At 48.4% G+C, this 18076-nt stretch carries 9 protein-coding genes; 3 read left to right on the top strand and 6 right to left on the bottom strand.

Annotation, left to right across the window (positions count from 1 at the left end):
* From HJG54_RS29595 to HJG54_RS29580, 4 genes are all read right to left on the bottom strand, one after another.
* Entirely contained in the window at positions 1-1536 is a 1536-nt protein-coding gene (locus HJG54_RS29595; protein WP_316436684.1) for a serine hydrolase, read from the bottom strand.
* A 16-nt stretch (positions 1537-1552) separates the two neighbouring features.
* Complete coding sequence (locus HJG54_RS29590) at positions 1553-3889, bottom strand: tachylectin-related carbohydrate-binding protein (protein WP_316436683.1); 2337 nt, start codon at positions 3887-3889, stop codon at positions 1553-1555.
* 427 nt (positions 3890-4316) lie between these two features.
* The gene (locus tag HJG54_RS29585) at positions 4317-6497 is read right to left on the bottom strand and encodes a putative Ig domain-containing protein (RefSeq protein WP_316436682.1); all 2181 of its coding nucleotides are present in this window, start codon (positions 6495-6497) and stop codon (positions 4317-4319) included.
* Between the two features lie 426 nt (positions 6498-6923).
* Positions 6924-9977 (bottom strand): hypothetical protein, encoded by a 3054-nt coding sequence (locus HJG54_RS29580; protein WP_316436681.1) that lies wholly within the window; start codon positions 9975-9977, stop codon positions 6924-6926.
* Between the two features lie 1278 nt (positions 9978-11255).
* On the opposite strand from HJG54_RS29580, the gene HJG54_RS29575 reads away from it, so the two are divergent.
* The 3 genes from HJG54_RS29575 to dacB all read left to right on the top strand — a co-directional run bounded on the left by HJG54_RS29575 (position 11256) and on the right by dacB (position 15659).
* Positions 11256-12029 (top strand): penicillin-insensitive murein endopeptidase, encoded by a 774-nt coding sequence (locus tag HJG54_RS29575; RefSeq protein WP_316436680.1) that lies wholly within the window; start codon positions 11256-11258, stop codon positions 12027-12029.
* A 703-nt stretch (positions 12030-12732) separates the two neighbouring features.
* Positions 12733-13908 carry a serine hydrolase domain-containing protein gene (locus HJG54_RS29570; protein ID WP_316436678.1) on the top strand — a complete coding sequence of 392 codons (1176 nt, stop codon included), beginning with the start codon at positions 12733-12735 and terminating at the stop codon, positions 13906-13908.
* 239 nt (positions 13909-14147) lie between these two features.
* Entirely contained in the window at positions 14148-15659 is a 1512-nt protein-coding gene (gene dacB, locus HJG54_RS29565) for a D-alanyl-D-alanine carboxypeptidase/D-alanyl-D-alanine-endopeptidase (protein ID WP_316436676.1), read from the top strand.
* Positions 15660-15943: 284 nt separating this feature from the next.
* Here the strand turns inward: dacB and HJG54_RS29560 are convergent, their stop codons facing one another.
* The gene (locus HJG54_RS29560; RefSeq protein WP_316436675.1) at positions 15944-16270 is read right to left on the bottom strand and encodes a ferredoxin family protein; all 327 of its coding nucleotides are present in this window, start codon (positions 16268-16270) and stop codon (positions 15944-15946) included.
* Positions 16267-17886, bottom strand: a complete 1620-nt coding sequence (locus HJG54_RS29555; protein ID WP_316436674.1) for an FAD-binding protein — start codon at positions 17884-17886, stop codon at positions 16267-16269. Before HJG54_RS29555 ends, HJG54_RS29560 begins: the two co-directional genes overlap by 4 nt.
* Positions 17887-18076: the final 190 nt, after the last annotated feature.

The raw sequence follows: 18076 nt of genomic DNA, 5'->3' as shown, positions 1-18076 counted from the left end.
TTATACTGAAGATTTAACGTTATCTCCAAGGGATCGCTTAAATATGCCTGCACCTTCTGCCTTAAAAAACTCCACGATTAAGTTTGTAACTTTGCCATCCTGAATTTCAAAACTGGTTAGGCTCTCGTGGGAATCAGGTCCCCAACCCGCTTCGTAGCACCAGCGGAAGGTATCTCGATCCCAATGCAGCAAATTCACTTTGACTTGATTTGGACCAATGGTCGCAATTAGCTTGTTGCTCTGAACAGCGATCGTCACATTGCCGTAAATCTTATTAGAATACGTGCCTGTATAGTTAGACAAAGGCAGCGCTGGGGGAGAGGGATGCGATGGTGGAATTTTGGCAGCAGCAGTTTGTTTGGCAATCGCTTGCTGCTTCTTATCTAAGCCAATTTGATTCCAATCGCGCTCGAGAGCACCAAAATATAAATCAAAGAACTTCTGGGCAAGAATCTCTGGAACCATAGTCCCACTCAAATTAGTCAATACCACAACGCCCACATTCGCTGTAGGTACAAAGGCAACTACCGTTGCACAACCACTGGTTCCGCCCGTGTGCCAGACAATTGGAGCAGGCTCGGCGTAGGCATAAACCCATCCCTCTGCATAGAAGGCACCAATTCCTCCCAGTGGATGAGGTGGAAGGTTTTCGCCTGCCATATACACGGTTTGGGGTGTACGAGTAAATTGAAGATTGCCAGCGCTAACAATTTCTTTGCCTTCAAAGGTGCCATGCCCTAACTGGAGCCGCAGCCACTGAGCCATATTCAACACATTGGAGTTGATGCTACCAGCAGGTCCCGCTGTATATAGCCATTGGTGAAACGGCCAGTCTTTGTCGAGTATGACCATCTTGCCATCGAGTTGGACATGCAGCCCAGTTCGATTGGCAGCCGTAAAGAATCCATCTTTTGTGGCACTGCTTTCCTGCATGTGCAGCGGCTCAAAAATCTGTTGGGTCAGCGCTTGTTCCCATGTCTTGCCCGTGTATTTTTCAACCAACGCTGCCGCGACGATAAACAAATTGTTTACATAAGCGTAGGAAGAACGGAAACTAGTAACGGGTTGAAGGTATTTAAGGGAATTGATGACATGGACGCGATCAAACCCGACGAACGTCAAATCATCAGTTGCATGATGTTCAAACCCAGAATGTTGAGCCATCAAGTCTCGCACTAGAAATGCCTGCGTCACCCAAGGATCAGAGGTGGTGAAGTTGGGCAAATGATCAATGACGCGATCGCCCCATTGCAGATAGCCTGCATCTACAAGTTTGGCAACTAGGGCGCTGGTAAACGCTTTTGTCGTGGAACCGATTTGAAAGAGGGTGTGAGGATCGACTGGATCATGGCTACCGTACTGCTTTACTCCAAACCCACGTTGGTAGATAATCTCGTCCTTCGCGACTGCGGCGATCGCGATTCCTGGTACATTCCAACTGTTCCGCACTTTTTCAACATAAGTCTCGAATTGATTGAGTGAAGCGTTCAATGATTCAGATTTTTCGTAAGCTAGTGTTTTGTTAGCAGTCGTCATGAGTCCTTCTCCGAATTTATTTGTTGTCGATAGCAAATCGGTTCCACAGCAATTCGCCCTTATCGTTGATGGCATAAACGACTCCGTCGCCACCAGAGAAGATGTGCTTGGCATTTTTCAACCAGTCACTTTCAATCACATCGCCTCCCACACACCATGTAGTGCCGTCTCGCGTGGGGTCGAAATACCATTTGAGGGTGCCGTCTGGCTCAATGGCATAGATATTGCCTCTTTCATCAGCAAGAACTTGCTTGAAGCGTGCCCAACCCGCTCCGATCGCATTTCCTGAACCAGGAGCAAAGGATGCGGTACCATCCTGTTTTGTATCCTTATACCACAACAGCTTGCCGTCCTCTGTAATGGCATAAAGTATTCCATTCCCTCCAGAAAAGACACTCTTGAAGGTCTGCCAACCGCTAGTATCTGGAATCACCGTACTGGTGACCGACGAGAGCGGACCAGACTGATCACTACCTTTATAGATGGCAAGAGTTCCAGGTGCATTCTTAGCGATCGCATAAATCACTCCATTGCCGCTGATGTCCGCAACAAGGCTCTTAAATTGTGTCCAGTCGGAACCAACTATTGATGCGTGACCAGCAGCCCAACCTGACGTGCCATTGTTAGTAGTGTTCTTGAACCATCTAAGGTATCCACTTGAGTTAACTGTGTAAATCACTCCTTTCCCGGTTGAAAAGGCATCGGTGGCATAGCCCCAACCTGTGTCAATCACATTCCCTGACTCGCTTACCCAGCTTGCTCCAGCAATTCCAGATGGCACAGTATAGGTTTTTGTTTCCGCTGTCAGTCCAGTTTTACCAACTTCAGCCCCCTTGCCGCCTGTTCCTGGGTCACCCCCCTTGCCACCTTTACCTCCCATGAGTTCCAGGTCACCTGTTGCCTTGTAGCAGTCCTTAGTGAGACACGCGATGCCAACAGAGACCCCACCGTTGCCGCCCGCGCCCCCGCCACCATCAGCCCCCTTGCCGCCCTTGCCCCCTTCTTTACCATCACCGGAATGGCGGGAGTCTTCCAGACATTTATCTTGTTTTCCTGGAGCACCAGGCTGCCCCGCTTCCCCGTCAAACCCGGCTTCCCCATTGGCACCGTTACCACCCTGTCCGCCATCTCCCAGATGAATGGCTACGTTTGAGACGTTGACTTTGGCGTTATGAACCACCAGCCCAAAGGAGCTTCCTCCGGGATTGCCACCCAATCCGCCCAGTCCGCCTGCACCTCCTCTGCCGCCATCTCCACCCCAGCCGCCAAGCAGTATTGAAGACTTACAGAAAAACCAATTGATAATTGTGGAGCCACCGGCACCACCACCGCCGCCGCCTGCTCCGGGAATTCCTGTCTCACCTTCAGCCCCCTTTGCTCCAGCCCAAATCAGGGCAGCGTTAAACATTCCCGCTGTGTCTGGGTTGGCTTTTCCTCCCGCCGCCGCCTGGGTTGGAGATGCTCCGGGTGCTCCAGGATTCCCACCACCGGCACTTCCTGTTGCTCCTGAACGCTGGTAACATTCTTCATATCCTCCTGCTGGTCCGCCTGCTCCGCCTTTTGCCAGAACCGAACCCCCAACCACAAAATCCGGTGCAGCAGTACCACCAAAGCTGATACAATGCCACATACCTGCTTTCATGTCATCATCCCTACCTTGCTTTTCACTTTTGCCCCCGGCACCGCCCTTGGTGGGGTGTTGAGAAGCGAAAGGAGTGGTTCTGGATGCTCCTGGTTTGCCCTTGGCTCCGTTGCCTGCAACGACTTTTACAGTATCCAGGGTCAGGAATGGAGTGGCTTGGGCGGTGGAATTATCAACCTTGATGGCATAGCTGCTGGTGCCATCGGTGCGGGTGTCAAAATCCGTTCCAATCACAACCAGGTTATTCAGCGTAGTGTTGCTAGTAATGTTGTTAGCAGTAATTACCGTGTTGCCTTTGGAGTTTGTAATCACGGTGTAGGCAGCGTAGTCTGAAGCCTTGCGCAATTTCGACTTTCTGTCTTTGGCCGATATGACCGTAAACTTACTAAAGTCTTTTTCATAACTACCCCGCAGGTGAATGTTAGGTTTCACATCTACTGCTTCGTCATATACTCCTGCTGTAATTTCAACCAGTGTTGGCTTGTTATTTTTCATAGCCTCTGCAATGCCTTTGGAAATTGTGGCGAAAGGCTGATCTTTTTTCGTGCCTGAGTTGGTGTCTTTGCCTGCGCTAGCAGAAACATAGATTTTGGGCAAGTCCGCAAACGGATCGACAGGCGGATGGTTCCCAACTTCGGTTGCCCATACTGGAGCACCCAGTCCAACCAGCGACCATAGAATTACGAAAATAAGCAACAGATACTTTTTCATGCCAAATCTCCACAACAGTGTCCTGGTAAGACGCAATCCCTGTTTCTGAAAATCGGTAAATCTTTTCTGTAAGTTGGGTTGGAGCCTGCCCCTGGGTAGCAGTACAACGCGAAACCGACATCTTCGGCTCAGTCACAGTTTAATTTGATCCCCCTTGCTAAGGGGGACTTTGAGGAGTGGTGATGTTGGGTGACGCGTGGTGTTGAGCGACGCCGCCACCTAACCTACGTGGGTTAAATTCCCCTAATGCAGGAAGACTCTGAATCCAACTCCCCCCTTGTTAAGGGGAGCTAGGGGGGATCGGTTCGATGAACCTTTTGGCTTAGTCACAGTTTGAGTTTGATCCCCCTAAATCCCCCTTGCTAAGGGGGACTTTGAGGAGCGGTGGTGGGTTTCACTGTTGCTGACCCAACCTACGTAGATTATTTCACTCCTCGAGTGAACTTGTTGCGTTATCTGCATCATCTTCCTCTTCACTGTTATGTTCCTTTTCTGCTTCAACCTGAATCTGGCTATGACTATTCTCTATAGCCTCATTCAATAAATCTTTCTGTTCAGCATCTACTTCATCTATTCTTTCTTGAATTTCTTTTTTGAGGGCTGGATCGCTTGTTTTGCTTAACTCGTTTACAATTTCTTCTCTGGTACTAGCTAGAGTTTGAATTGTTTTATCTATGGTTTCCTTTATCTTCTGTAATCCAGAGTTTTTAGAATCTGAACTTTTACTTTTTCCGTCTATATTTCCTGATACACTGGATAATCGGCTTTTGACCTCATCTAAGTCACTTTTGCTCAGGCTTTTCTTCACATCACTTGCATCATTATCTACTTTTACACTTTCCTTTGCTAAGGATTGAGATCTCGAGGAAGCCTTATTTGATTTATCAACAGCTTCATTCGTTGTATCGCTATCTGCTCCACTCTTATCTTTTTCTTTTTTGGCTTCCCGTCTAAGTTTGACAGCTTTCAAGATTAACTCAACTAGTCCGGCACCCATCAAAAATTCAACAACCAGGGTAGAAATTTCCAGAATCTCTGAGGTTGATAGGGTGCTGGTGCATTTGAGCGTAAAGGTACGGCTGGCGGTCAGGGTACGCCCAGCCACAGGGCATGACACTTTGACTCTAAAGGCGGCAATGTCTTTGGGGTCAATGTCAGAGGTGGTGAATTTGCCGCTAATTCTTCCTGTATCACCATTAAACTTAAGACCGGATGGCAATTCTCCTGAAACCAGTTCCCACTTATAGGCTTCTTCATCGCCTCCTTCCGCATCCAGCACGACGGCATAGTCCTTATCTTTAGAAACAGTCGGTAGTGCATCTGTGATGATTTTGAGGGTTGGTGACACAACTTTTAAGGTTAAATTGTCTGTCTTGGTAGCTTTGTTAGCATCGGTGACGGTAACTTTCAGGGTGTAGTTGCCCAAATCCTTGGGGGCTTTTCCTGAAAGGACTCCAGCAGGTGTGAGGGTGAATCCAGGGGGCACTTCTGTGGCAGTCCAGGTATAGGGAGCAGTTCCACCTGTTGCGGTCAAAGTTGCAGAGTAATCACCCTCAGGTAGCGTCGCCACAATCTTATCGATGGAGATGCCTGTGGCTCTAACGGTGATATTGCTTAAGCGGGTTGCGGGTTGCGCCACAAGCCCATGTCTGAAGTAGCCGCCCACTGTCCAGGGTTTTCCATTCACGGTAATCGTGCCACCCATACGGCGTTTGCTGTTGAAGGTTGCATCAAAGGTGAGTTGCCCGCCGTTATTGTCATCACCCCAACTGACGCGGTTATTGAAATAGCGGTATTGGGCGACAGTGATTCCATTCAACAGGTTAAGAGATAGGGTGCCATTGGTGAGGCGAACTTCCAGGTCGGTTTTATATTCCACTGTGGGATCGGGATTGGTTGAGTCGTCGTCTGTAGCATCGGTGATGACGGCGTTGTAAACTCCTGTCCAATAGTCGAGAGGATCACAGTGGGTGTCATCTTTGGCACCCTGGAAGGTATAGCTGCCCTGTCTGCCAATCAGATATAGTGGCTTGTCGTTGTAGGTGATGTCTCCCGTGCATTTGCGCTGGAAGGAGGTGCGGTCGCGCAACCATTGTACTGGATCCCCCTGCACCGTATCATTGTCAGGCATTGTGGGCATAGAGAACGTGAGTGATCCGGTAATATCGTCGTTTAGTTTGAGGGTGCTGTTGTGGAAGGTGTAGTCAACAATTGAAACGCCATCAAAGACGATCGGATTTTTACCCGTTGCAGGATCTTGTTTCCTAATCGACAACACATAGTGATTGCCTTGAGGGTCAAACAGGAAATAGCTGCCGCGCCAAAAGTCGAGTTGTTCATTGCGCGCTTCATCAAAGCTGGTAGGAGTTGTGTCAAACGAAGCAACTTCAGCGATCGTGGTGGCATATCCTAACTTATCCTGCAGAAATGCTTCAAAATCACTCAGGAAGCTATCCGTCAAATCAAGATCATCATACTGATCATTCAGCTGTTGAGACTTCCATGACAACACCAGTGGCAAAAACTTGAGATTACTCATATCTGCCCAAAATTTCACGGCATTTTGGTGTTGAATGCTTGCAGTCGTTGCTTGGATGTTCGTGCTCATTTTCTTCCTTCTGAATTGAATTGAACTAAATTTGGCTAAAAGCTTGTGAAGCAGTCATCTTGCCCGCACAAAAACCGAGATGATCATCCTATGTTAAATTTGTGATCTGCTGAAATTCTGTAAGTAGGCAAACCTGATTATCTATGGGATGAATTAGCAAAACATTTGACTGAGTTCGTGCTAAGAGGGTGTTTTAAAAGTCGCCGATGCGACCCGAACTGCCCCCTGCATCCCCCATTCTGTTCGTTGCCGCGCTCGAAGCGCGAGGGGGACGTTGAACAGACATACGGGATCGGAAGTCCCCCACTCGTGGGGGGTTGGGGGGCAATGCAACACGTTTGATATTTTTCAAACATCTTCTAAAGACGTAACCCATTCTTCAAAGCATTGATGCGTTACGTTGTCACTCATGCATCCTACATTTAGTTACTTATGCTTGTTACGAAAGTATCCTTTGAAATAGATATAGACCGCAGAAACCTTACTAAGGTCAAGACGATAATTTGTGTTGAGTTCATCTTCATCCTTTTCAATAGAAAGTGTCCAAGTCCCGTAAATTCCAACCATGTCTAAAACTGAATCCGATAATTTTCCTTCTTCCCCGCTATTTGCTGATTGATACTCAGATTGCTGTGGATTAAAATTGGTGAAATGAACAAAACTGGTCTCAACATAGTCATGAGTAAACTCAAACATGTCTGTATTACTTTGGATGCGACTAATACCTTGATGCTTGATAGAAATAGCTATCTTTTTTGACGCGGTAACTCCTGAATCGATCAGATTGCCATTTTCATCAACTTTTGGCTTCTTTTTTTCATCGAGCACTGGTGCATATATATGGGGACGAATATGTGTGATGCGGATGTCTACTTTATCCTGTGCATTAGATACCATGACCTCATCAGATGCTTTAGGAGCTGCGGTTTCAGGCACTGTTTTAAATGTCACAGCGTTGCTTCTTTTTAGTGTATTCACTAAAGAATCCGGCAACTTAACTTGAATTAAACTCAGGCGAACTTTGTTATCACTTTCATCGGGGAAAGGAGAGTTAGGACTATTTTGATTGCCATAGTAACTCTCCTGCTCGGTCGTCAGTGAAGTCATTTGAGCTTTAAAGGATTGAACATTGTGTTCACTGGGTGCCGAATCAACCCACAAATTCAACCAATTTTTCCAGTAGTCGTCTAGATTGGGAAGTCCTCCAAGCGTGAGAAAGGCATATTTACGTTCCGCTTGATGTATCAGAAATAGCACTTGATCCACTAGATCTTGATAGCGATGAGCGTAGTAGGAAAAAACCTCAACATCATGGGGATTAAATGGTTGAGTTTGATTGTTTAACTGCTTGATTTGTGCAGCATCATTCTCAGCCTCTTGAGCATATTGAGCCGCTAACAGAATTGTTGTGTTGTACTCAATAATCGCATCGCTGCGAGACACTAAGGCATTGCGATAGTCCTGAATAACTTGTTTAATTTCTACCGTGGAAACTGCGCCGCTAATGCTATCAACTTGCTCATCGAGCTTGTCAAGCTGAGTCATGAAATGAATGGATTTTTCGTCCAGTTTAATCGTGCCACCGGTATCCATTGCTTGACTGCGAAAACCTGCGACAAGATCATCTCCCAGGCTAGCAAGCTGACTAATCACATAGGTTTTGTCTACATCACGACCATCATTGGTTTTGATTTTAGTGATCCCTTCATACACAATGTTGGCTAATTCCACAGCCCCCATTGTTGCTGCCGTCTTAACATCGTGAGACATTGCCATCATTTCAAGCGCTTTAATGACAGTGTCAAAATTACAGTTAAACTTGCTGGTGATAGCAGTTTGTAACGCTGTCTCCGATTTTTTTAGCTCTACCTTAGCGGCTTCGTATGCGGTCACAGCGGTATCGATCTTACCTTTTGCAGTAAAGACAAGATCTGTCATCAGCTTAAAGCTTTCCTGATTGCGATGTTGAGAGGCATCAAGCTGAGCCAAAACTTGTTGTTTGTCCAGTTTCTTTGCGTTGGCATCGGTGTAGCTCTTTGCCAGGTTCAAAAATTCTTTTTCAAACGAGTCGAGTAGATCAGCGTTTTGCTCGAATGTCTTGCTCAAGCTATCAAAAGCTTCTCTAGGTACCCAGGATGGTAAATGATTGTAAAAGGTTTTGTTTGCCTTGTACTTAGTCTGGAGTGTGACGGCTTTCTTGAGAATAAAGTTCTTCTTGGTAGCGTCATCGCAGGTTGGGTCAAATGCCTGAAAGTCACTTAACACATTCACTAGCCAGTCAATCTCTTTGCCGATCGCCTGCCATTCCTCTTTGCTGCCTCTCTGAAAACTAATCTCCTTGCCCCGAAACAATTGCGGATCGCAGTTTAGATAACGATATTTAATTGATTGCAGCAACATCAGGAAAAAGACATTGTCGCACTCATCTCCCAGAGGAATTAAATCGTCAACCTGTAACGGCAGAATGTGAGCGCCATGTTCTCCTGTTTCAGCCAGTTCAGACGCTTTGCCACTGGCTGCCCACTCATCTGGGTCGCTGTCCGTTGGCTTCGCTTGAGAGACAACCGCTTTTTCATTGAAAATATTTTGGTAGTAAAGTTTGCCACCTCTGCCCCGTTTGCCGCCCTTACCGGGCTGTCCGGCAAGGCCAGGTTGACCAAATTCAAGTTGAATAGTGATGTTTTGCTCACCTGTACCAGAGCAGTAGTGAAATTTGATACATCCGCCGTCACCACCATTGCCACCACCTAGGGCAGCACCTCCAGCCCCACCTTGGCTCCCTTCAGTCGGACTACTCTTCAGCTCATCATGACAGTAGGCTGGTCCTTCATACCCCTCGGAGCACACCTCTACTTTCAAGCCATCTACACCTGGAACACCGTTCGTGCCGTCTTGCCCATCCACACCGGGGTAACCATCACCACCGTTGGCGTTCAGGGTCAGCGTGCCTTGCAGGTCAATTTCATCGCAAATAATCGTGATTGAACCGCCGTCCGCTCCGTTCTGGCCCCACCGCTGATAGTCTTTAGGGTCTTTCCCTTTGTTTAGGCTGTCCAGCATTGCTTGTGCGTCCATGCCCGCTGCTCCGGGACCGCTGGTGTTGGGCGGAGCTGAATAGGTCTTTTGCTGATCGCCGTTTAGATATTGGATGGGCAGTTTTCCGGCCGATACATTGATTACCGCAGGTAAACCTTTGATGTCTGGTACCGTTAACTTACGGCAATACAGCTTGACATCGCCACGAGGAATGGTAATCGAACCATAGAGTGTAATGCTCTTAGCACATACGGTTAAGTGGCGATCGCTCTTAATGTCTTCAATATGTTCATCGAAACCTGTTTGTGTAGCTTGTCCTAAATTCAGGTTGTCGCCTGTGTAATAGATTAGAGTTCTGGCTGGATAAAGGATAGCCAGCTCCGGATCTAACTCTTGTACATTATCGTCTCGGTAGTAATTGGGATTAGTGTTTGCAAAAACCATCTCATTCCCTCAATTATCTTCAACTATTGGTTCTGTCGAAAACATCAAAATTGGCGCATAGCAATCTGTGCATCAACTTTGTAATGGCTGAATTACAGCCTTTTTCAGGCTAATGAAGTACAAAAAATGGGGTGCAGGGGCACGGTCCCTGCGTGGAGGCGAAGCCCCCACCCCTCGTACCTTACCAGAGTGGAAAAAGCTATAAGCACGTTAGTATTATGAGAATGGGAGCGAGGAACCAGAATGGATTCAACTTCTGGAGGAACAGGTCAAGCCAATGGGCGATCTGCTAGACCGTTCACTTGGCTGCAAAAGTTTTTCACTCATGTGAGGTATAGGGTGTGTGTGGGCGAAGCCCCCACGCAGAAGCACTGCCCCTGCACCCCGTTTTTCGTACTTCACTAGCCTGAAAAAGGCTGTATCTCGATGATTGGAAGTAATCCCAACTATTCCAGTAAACGAAACATCTATCCGAGTGATTAGGGCATCTCGAAGATTCTTTGATGCCGTTTTTGAGTCTGGGATTTAAGCTAGCGGTTCTTCGATCTATTTTTCAGATGCACTGTCTCTCAGCACTTCTCTCAGGTGCACTAATGGAATAGATGCATAACCCAGATTCAATCAAAGATGAAAGTGGTAGATGTATCGTGAAATCCTTTGAGTGAGCTGTGCCTAACTTTGATGATTAAAGCTTCAACTCAATGTAATCAGTCTATCATGCCCGTTGACCGCATCACCCCTCCTACACTGCAACTTAGACTGCAACTTAAGCTCATCATAACTGCAGTTGAATCTGCCTAGATCTTGGTGGCAGCAACCTGAGCAGCACAGCAGTTAAGCGAGTCCCTATTAATGGAGTAGTGGAGCTGCTAAACTACAATTGCCTCAAGCCAGGAAACCACGCTGCATTCAAAAACAATCGAAGCGCTCGGCAATGAGAACTACTCCAGCTATTGCCTAGGCAAAGAATAAAGATATGAATTAAGATATGTTAAAAAATCACTATCATAATGATGTAAAAGCTAGCATCTAATGAACGCTTAGACTACGACGCTTAGAATCCGTTTGAAAAGCTCCCTACATTCCCTATTCTGGGAGACTTTCCCGAGCCGTTGCTGTTCAGAGTTCCCCGTTAGTCGGGGATGGAAGGGCGGACCAGTTGAAGCAGTATACCCATCGGGATGGCTCTACCATTACCCAACCTGCCGCCTCAATTTGGAGTGAACAATGACACCTTTTCAGGAATTTGATTCTGGTGCAAACGTCAGCAGAGCAGCTATGCCTAAAGTTCCCTGTACTGCAGCAGTTGGTTTAACTGAAGCTGAAGTTGAACAATTTAGCTGGGGCTTCAGAGGAGTCTATGCCCAAATGCCACAAGCTGGCCCTGGCTACGATTGCTATTCAACTTCTGGTGAGCGTCATGGACTCCCGGAAGTGATTGAGGCAGTCAAGTATATCTGTGCACAATGGGAGAAACTGTATCCAAATGGACCAAGAGTGGGAATTGGAGACATCAGTTTGCCGAATGGTGGTCCAATGCCGCCCCACGCTTCACATGATCGAGGTATTGATGTCGATATTGCTTTGGTTGCTAATACCAATGAGGAAATTGCACTAACCTGGAAGCATCCCAAATACTCCCGCGAGCGTACTCAACAGCTCATCGACCTATTTTTGAATAATCCTATCCTCGGTATCCGAGTTGTCTTCTTTAACGACCCTAAAATTAGAGGTGTTGAACCTTGGGCAGGGCATGACAATCATTTTCATGTTAGTTTTCTCTCTCCCGGAGTGAGTGCAGCAGCTTTTAGCAGCGACCAACAGGGCTATCTGCGGTTGGTGGCCCCTCGGATGAAAGGTGAGCGAGTCCGCAAGCTGCAAGCAGATTTAGTTAAGGTGGGTATGTCTATCGAAGTCGATGGTGACTTTGGAGTTGCAACCGATGCGGCGGTGCGACGGTTTCAAGCTGAGCAGGGATTGGATGTAGACGGCATTGTGGGGCCGATGACACAAGCAAAATTAGCGCAACTTGTGGGAAGGCTCGCTCGTTGAACGTCTCTAGGTTGGAGCTTAAGTTGGAGCTTAAGTTGCAAGATCAATAGAGTAATTTTGAAGATGGACATGCTAGATTAGCAGTTGTTCAACTAGCCTTTTGCCAGAAGGCTTTATAGTACATACAGCCTTTTTCAGGCTAGTGAACTACGAAAAACGAGGTGCAGGGGCACTGCCCCCACACCCCACCTCATATGAGTGAAAAACGCTGTAGCTCTGATTTAGTATCTGTCTGAGAGCATTAGCAGTACGGTAATACTAATTCTGTCTGAGTTGGAGAGTCGCGCTTTAGATTCTCTAGTAGGCTTGGTTGACTTACGTATCAACTACTTCGTCAATACTGTATGTACGATACTGTGCGTATTTAAGTTAAATCAACTTTGAATTGAACTTGACTCAAGCTATATTCTCAAAGTTTACAAAAAATGTCAAATCGTTACGCAACTCCGCCAGAGGGGAACTTTCCCGAACCATCGCTGTTCAAAGTCTCCCACCAGTGGGGGGATGCAGAAGACGGATCCAGACGACGAAATTCTTTGCAAACAGCTTCTAATACCAAATATGTTTATATATGATGCAAATCCTGGTCCTTTTGAATGAATTGTCAACTTCAGCCTGGTTAGTTTCAGCGGTTGGGAAAGTATAGCTCGTTTGTGCAGTCAGTCTGTGATGGAATAGAACTGAGGTACTAAGGAAAAAGGCGATGTATATAAGATTAAGCCGACGATCGCTGCTGATTGGATTAGGCACTGTAGGAGCTGCTGTCTACCTTCAAGGCAATCGAATGCCGCATTCAAGCAGTGACGGAGCAGAGGCTGAATTTCCGCCTGAGGTTCAAGCACAGTTGAACGAAGCGGTTGATCGCACCATCGCCAACCACAACATTCCGGGTGCTGTGATTGGAGTGTGGATTCCGGGACAAGGAAACTGGCTGGCGGCAAAAGGCACCAGCGATCTATCGACACAAGCTCCGATGCTCCTCAATAGCCACTTTCGTATCGGTAGCGTCACGAAAACAACAACGGTTACTGCTATTCTGCAACTCGCAGAGCAGCAACGGTTGAGTACCACCGATTCAGTGGGGAAATACCTCCCCTTTGTTCCTAATGGAGACAAAATTACGCTAGAAATGCTGGCCAATATGACCAGTGGGCTTTACCCCTATACCTTTGATGAGAACTGGCAAAAGCAGCTAAAAAGCGATCCGTCGCGTACCTGGACGCCCCGCGAACTGGTTGACATTGCATTCAAGCATGAACCTCTCTCCGATCCAGGCGCTGAATGGAATTACAACAATACCAACACCGTACTGCTGGGGATGGTGGTCGAACAGGTGACCAGAAAACCGCTTCAGCAAGTGTTTCAAGAGCAGATTTTTGCGCCCTTACAGCTGCGCCAAACTGTCTTTCCGACAACTGCTGCTATGCCCGAACCTTTTGCCCACGGCTACACCAAACAGACGCTGGACGGCACCCAGGGAGACGCTACTTTCTGGAATCCGAGCTGGGGTTGGGGAGTGGGCAACTTGATTTCAACACTCGACGATTTGAGAATCTACGCTAAAGCAATTGTGACTGGTGAAGGACTGCTCTCTGAGGAAATGCAGCGCTATCGTCTCACGTGGGTCACCCTACCGCCCAATACTGGGGATTACAAGTACGGAATGGGAGTGGTCTACAACAAAGGTTGGATTGGCCATACAGGAACATTACCAGGCTACAACGCCGTTGTGTATCATATGCCAGAAAAAGCTGCCACCTTGGTGATCTTGGGAAATTCTGATATCTGTGCCAATGGTAAGACTGCTGCATCGGCGCTATGGGATGCGATTGCATCTGTGCTGACACCGCAACATGTTCCGACTCTCCTACCCTGTTAATTTTCCTATCAACTATTCAGTTAACAGGCAAGTTAACTGAATATCAACGTTCTAGTATTACTCATTATTACTCAGAATTTCTCAGAATTCTAACTATCTCCAAAATGCCAAAAATCCGAATTCGCAAGATCTCTGTTGGTTTAAAGCGTCTGATCCTGTTCGCAATCGCAGCTTTTGTTTTCTCTCTATTCACCGGCATATTGATCACTAATAATTCTAATCAGGCTGCAAACGCACAGATGACGGGTACACCGGCCTCTCCCAATCCGTCCACGTCTGTCACTGACACAATCTCCCAGATTACTTCTAAACCGCTCTACACTCACAGCACCTGGGGATATGAGGTGAGCGATCTGGCAACGGGTGAAGCTCTACTTTCGCAGACCAACGACACGATGTTTGTCACCGGTTCAATTCTAAAAGCCTACAGCACCGTTGCCGCTCTAGCTGTCTATACACCCGACTATCGGTTTCAGACTCCTGTCTATGGGATTGGAGCGATTCAAGACGGAGTTTTGACTGGTAATTTGGTGCTGGTAGCCTCAGGAGACTTTAGCTTTGGGCTACGCGACCAGGCAGACGGTACCCTCGCATTCAACAGCCTGCCAGAAGTGGATCACAATTATGCCGATACGGGATTGCCCGGTCCCGTCCTGCTCAAAGACAGCGATCCACTCGCGGCCTTGAATCAGCTCGCTGCTCAGGTGCAGGCTGCTGGCATCCGGGAGGTGCAGGGCGACGTAATCATTGACGACCGCTTGTTTGAAACCTTTGACGGCTGGCCCGATGGCTCAATTGCACCGATCTGGGTCAACGAAAACGTGCTGGATATTACCGTCACCCCGGCAGGGCAGCAGGTCACGGTAGACTGGCGTCCTCAAACCGCGGCTTACAGCGTTAGAGCCGGAGACATCCGAATTGTGCCAGCGGGTGGGGAAACTCAGCTCAACGCCGAACTCGTGCAGTCGGGCGTAGTGCAAATTAGCGGTCAGATCGCAGCAGATGCTAACCCGCTCCAGATCTGGCAAATTCCCAATCCGGCTGATTTTGCCCGAACCGCCTTCATTGAAGCACTCGCTCGGGCAGGCATTACGGTGAGCGCTATCGCCACAGGAGCCAACCCTACTAACCTGTTGCCCCCTGCTGCTACTTATTCAGAGACTCAAAAGCTGGCAGAGCATACCTCACCGCCGCTGTCTGAGTTCACTAAGGTGATTCTCAAGGTCAGCTATAACCGGGCAGCAGACCTGATGGTGTGTCTGGTGGCGGTCCAAAACGGTGATCGCGACTGTCCGGCTGGGATTGCTCCCGTGATCACAACCATCACCCAGTTGGGAGTGTCTCAAAACAGTACTTTTATGTTTGACGGAGCTGGTTCAGACGAACGCGACCGTACGACGTCCACCGACATGACCACCTTCCTGCGCGCTGTTGCCCAACAGCCCTATGGTGCGGCCTTCCGCGAGGGGTTACCCATTTTAGGAGTCGATGGCACACTGGCAACCAATCAAAAAGATAGCCCTGCCGCTGGGAAGGTGCAAGCCAAAACCGGCAGTAGAATCCACGGCACACCCGACGATCGGTTCCTGATCACTGGACTGACCCATGTTGGCTACATCGAAGCAGAAAGCGGTCGTCAGCTCGTTTCTGCGGTGATGCTGCGAGATGTGCCCCTTGCCTCTCTCGATGAGCTTTTCACAGCGGATGGCGACTTAGGAGCGCTGGAAGTTGCTGTTCAGCAAGGCCTTTGAGGATTGGAGATATTTCTTGAAGATTGATTTAAACCTGAAAGACTGGTTTTGTTTTCCAGACCATCTAGAGCTAAGCCAAGCTAAACCTCAATAGCAGGACATTCCCTGGCAGATGATTGAGCGAGGGCAGATGATGCTTCAAGGGTTTTCTATTGGAATGTTGCTAAGTAGTTTAACCAGATTAAACGGTAGATGTAGTGTGGCCATCTTGCCCGTGTAAGCAAGACGCTTACAGTACAGATCTTCGAATTAATGATGTTGATCTTTTAGAGCAGTTGCATTGATTATAGTTTTCTCAACAGGTGAAACGTTTGATCCTGCTGGGCCTGCTTTTGGCGTCCAGTTCCCCAGCCGATGTTGGCTCGATAGCTGCCCAATAGCTTGGCTTCTGCTAGTTCAGCTTCATTCACCGGCACATTCATATCTGCCTCAGGTGCCACATACAGTGCATCAACCGGACAGTACACTTCGCAGATAAAGCAAGTCTGGCAATCGCTCTGACGAGCAATTCGTGGTGGTTGGCCAGCGACTGGCTCAAACACATTCGTTGGGCAGACATGAATACATAAATTGCAATGAATGCAGCGAGATTCACTGACTAATTCAATCACTGTCCTGCTCCTACTGCCACTTTTACTGCGACTACCTGATCTGAAAGCGGCTGGGATTGAACCCAAACTTGGTCTAAGCCACCGCTCACTAAGTGATGCTGCTGCGCCGGATCAAGCTGCGGATAGTCAGTGTGTTTGTGCATTCCGCGCGATTCTCGTCGCTCAATCGCACTCCGATACATCCAGCGGGCCGTTGCCACCATCGCGGCTGCTTCACGCGCTTGCACAGTGGTAGCCATGCCAGTTTCTCGGATTGTTTGCCACAGCGAATCCAATCGTTCTAAGGAAGCGGTTAAACTGCTTTGATTACGGAAATAGTTACGGTCGTAGGGAAACACTTCGGCCTGCACTGCTGCCACTACTGCCTTGGGATCGAGCGTTTGTTTGCGTTCCGGCGGCAGCGTTCCGGCTGGCTCCACTTGTCGCTGTATGGCTTGCTCTCCTGATCTGCGAGCATAGATTGCAGCCGCCTGTCCTGACCAATAGCCAGAAGAAGTTGCCCAAGCTGCATTGTGGCTACCGCCGCCTGTAAATCCGCCGCAGATCAGCTCACGGGTGGCGGCATCGCCTGCCGCATAAAGTCCGGGCACAACTGTAGCACAAGACTGATCCACAATTCTGATCCCGCCTGTGCCGCGCACGGTTCCCTCTAAGCGTAACGTAACTGGAAATCGCTGTGTGAATGGATCGATTCCCATACGGTCGAACGGCAAGAAGAAGTTGGGCTGAGCGTTGCGCATAATCGAACGCATGTCCTCGGTTGCTTTGTCGAGAATGGCGTATACAGGTTGCGTCAGCAGCGTTTGAGCAATCACCGAACGCCCTTTCTGGGAACCTGCTCCTGGAATCACAGTACCATCTTCGTAGGTAAAACTAGCCCAATTGTAAAACAAAGTTTTGGTAACGGTGGCAAAAGCTGGTGAAATACCGTAGGCGTTAGAAAACTCCATGCCGGAAAAGTCGGCTCCGGCCTCAGCCGCCATTAGATATCCATCTCCAGTCAGCACATTGCAGCCCAAAGCTTTGCTGAGAAACGCACAGCCGCCAGTGGCAATCACAACGGCATTCGAGCGTATCCGCCAGCGTTCACCTGTCTGTCGTTGAATCCCGATTGCACCGCCTACAGCCCCCTCGTGGTCTACGAGCAACTCTAACGCCGGACTATGATCTAACACCGTTACACCTGCCCGCTTAATCTTTTGTCGCATCAGCCGCATATAATCGGGACCTTGCAGCGAATTGCGTTGGGGTTGCCCGGTGTCGTCAAGCGGAAACGGGTAGCCCCACTCGGCTAGCGAATTGACATTGGCATAGGTGCGATCCAAAACTCGCATCATCCAGTCCCGATGGGCTAAATATCCGCCTAGTGCTTCTCGGCTCGCCATTGCCGCTTTGCGAGCATCAGGATCTGGAGCGACATACCAAATGCCGGTTCCTGCTGCTGCCGTTGCGCCGGTTGTACCACAGTAGCCCTTATCGACCAGTATGACGTTGGCTGCTTCCGAAGCTGCCGACCAAGCGGCCCAAGTTCCTGCCGGCCCGCCGCCGATCACTAAGACATCTGCCTGTAAATCTAAGTTGAAATCCCTTGCTGCTGAGCTGTGGGTACTGTTCATGCCGAATCTCCACAATCGACTAGGACATGAGCGACCATTCGCCTGTTAGCCCAAGCCGCCCTGAAATCATAATCTACTGTAAATCTACCAATAAACCGTAGATTTGATTAGAAGTATTGCACAGCTGTCCTGAAAAAGCAAGTCCATAGAACGGGAGCCAGAAGCCAGAAGCCATATCAAATCCGGTTGA

The organism is Leptolyngbya sp. NK1-12, from assembly GCF_032598965.1.
Lineage (GTDB): Bacteria > Cyanobacteriota > Cyanobacteriia > Elainellales > Elainellaceae > Elainella.
Note: the sequence above shows the minus strand (reverse complement) of the source record. Positions and strands in the feature narration are given on the sequence as shown.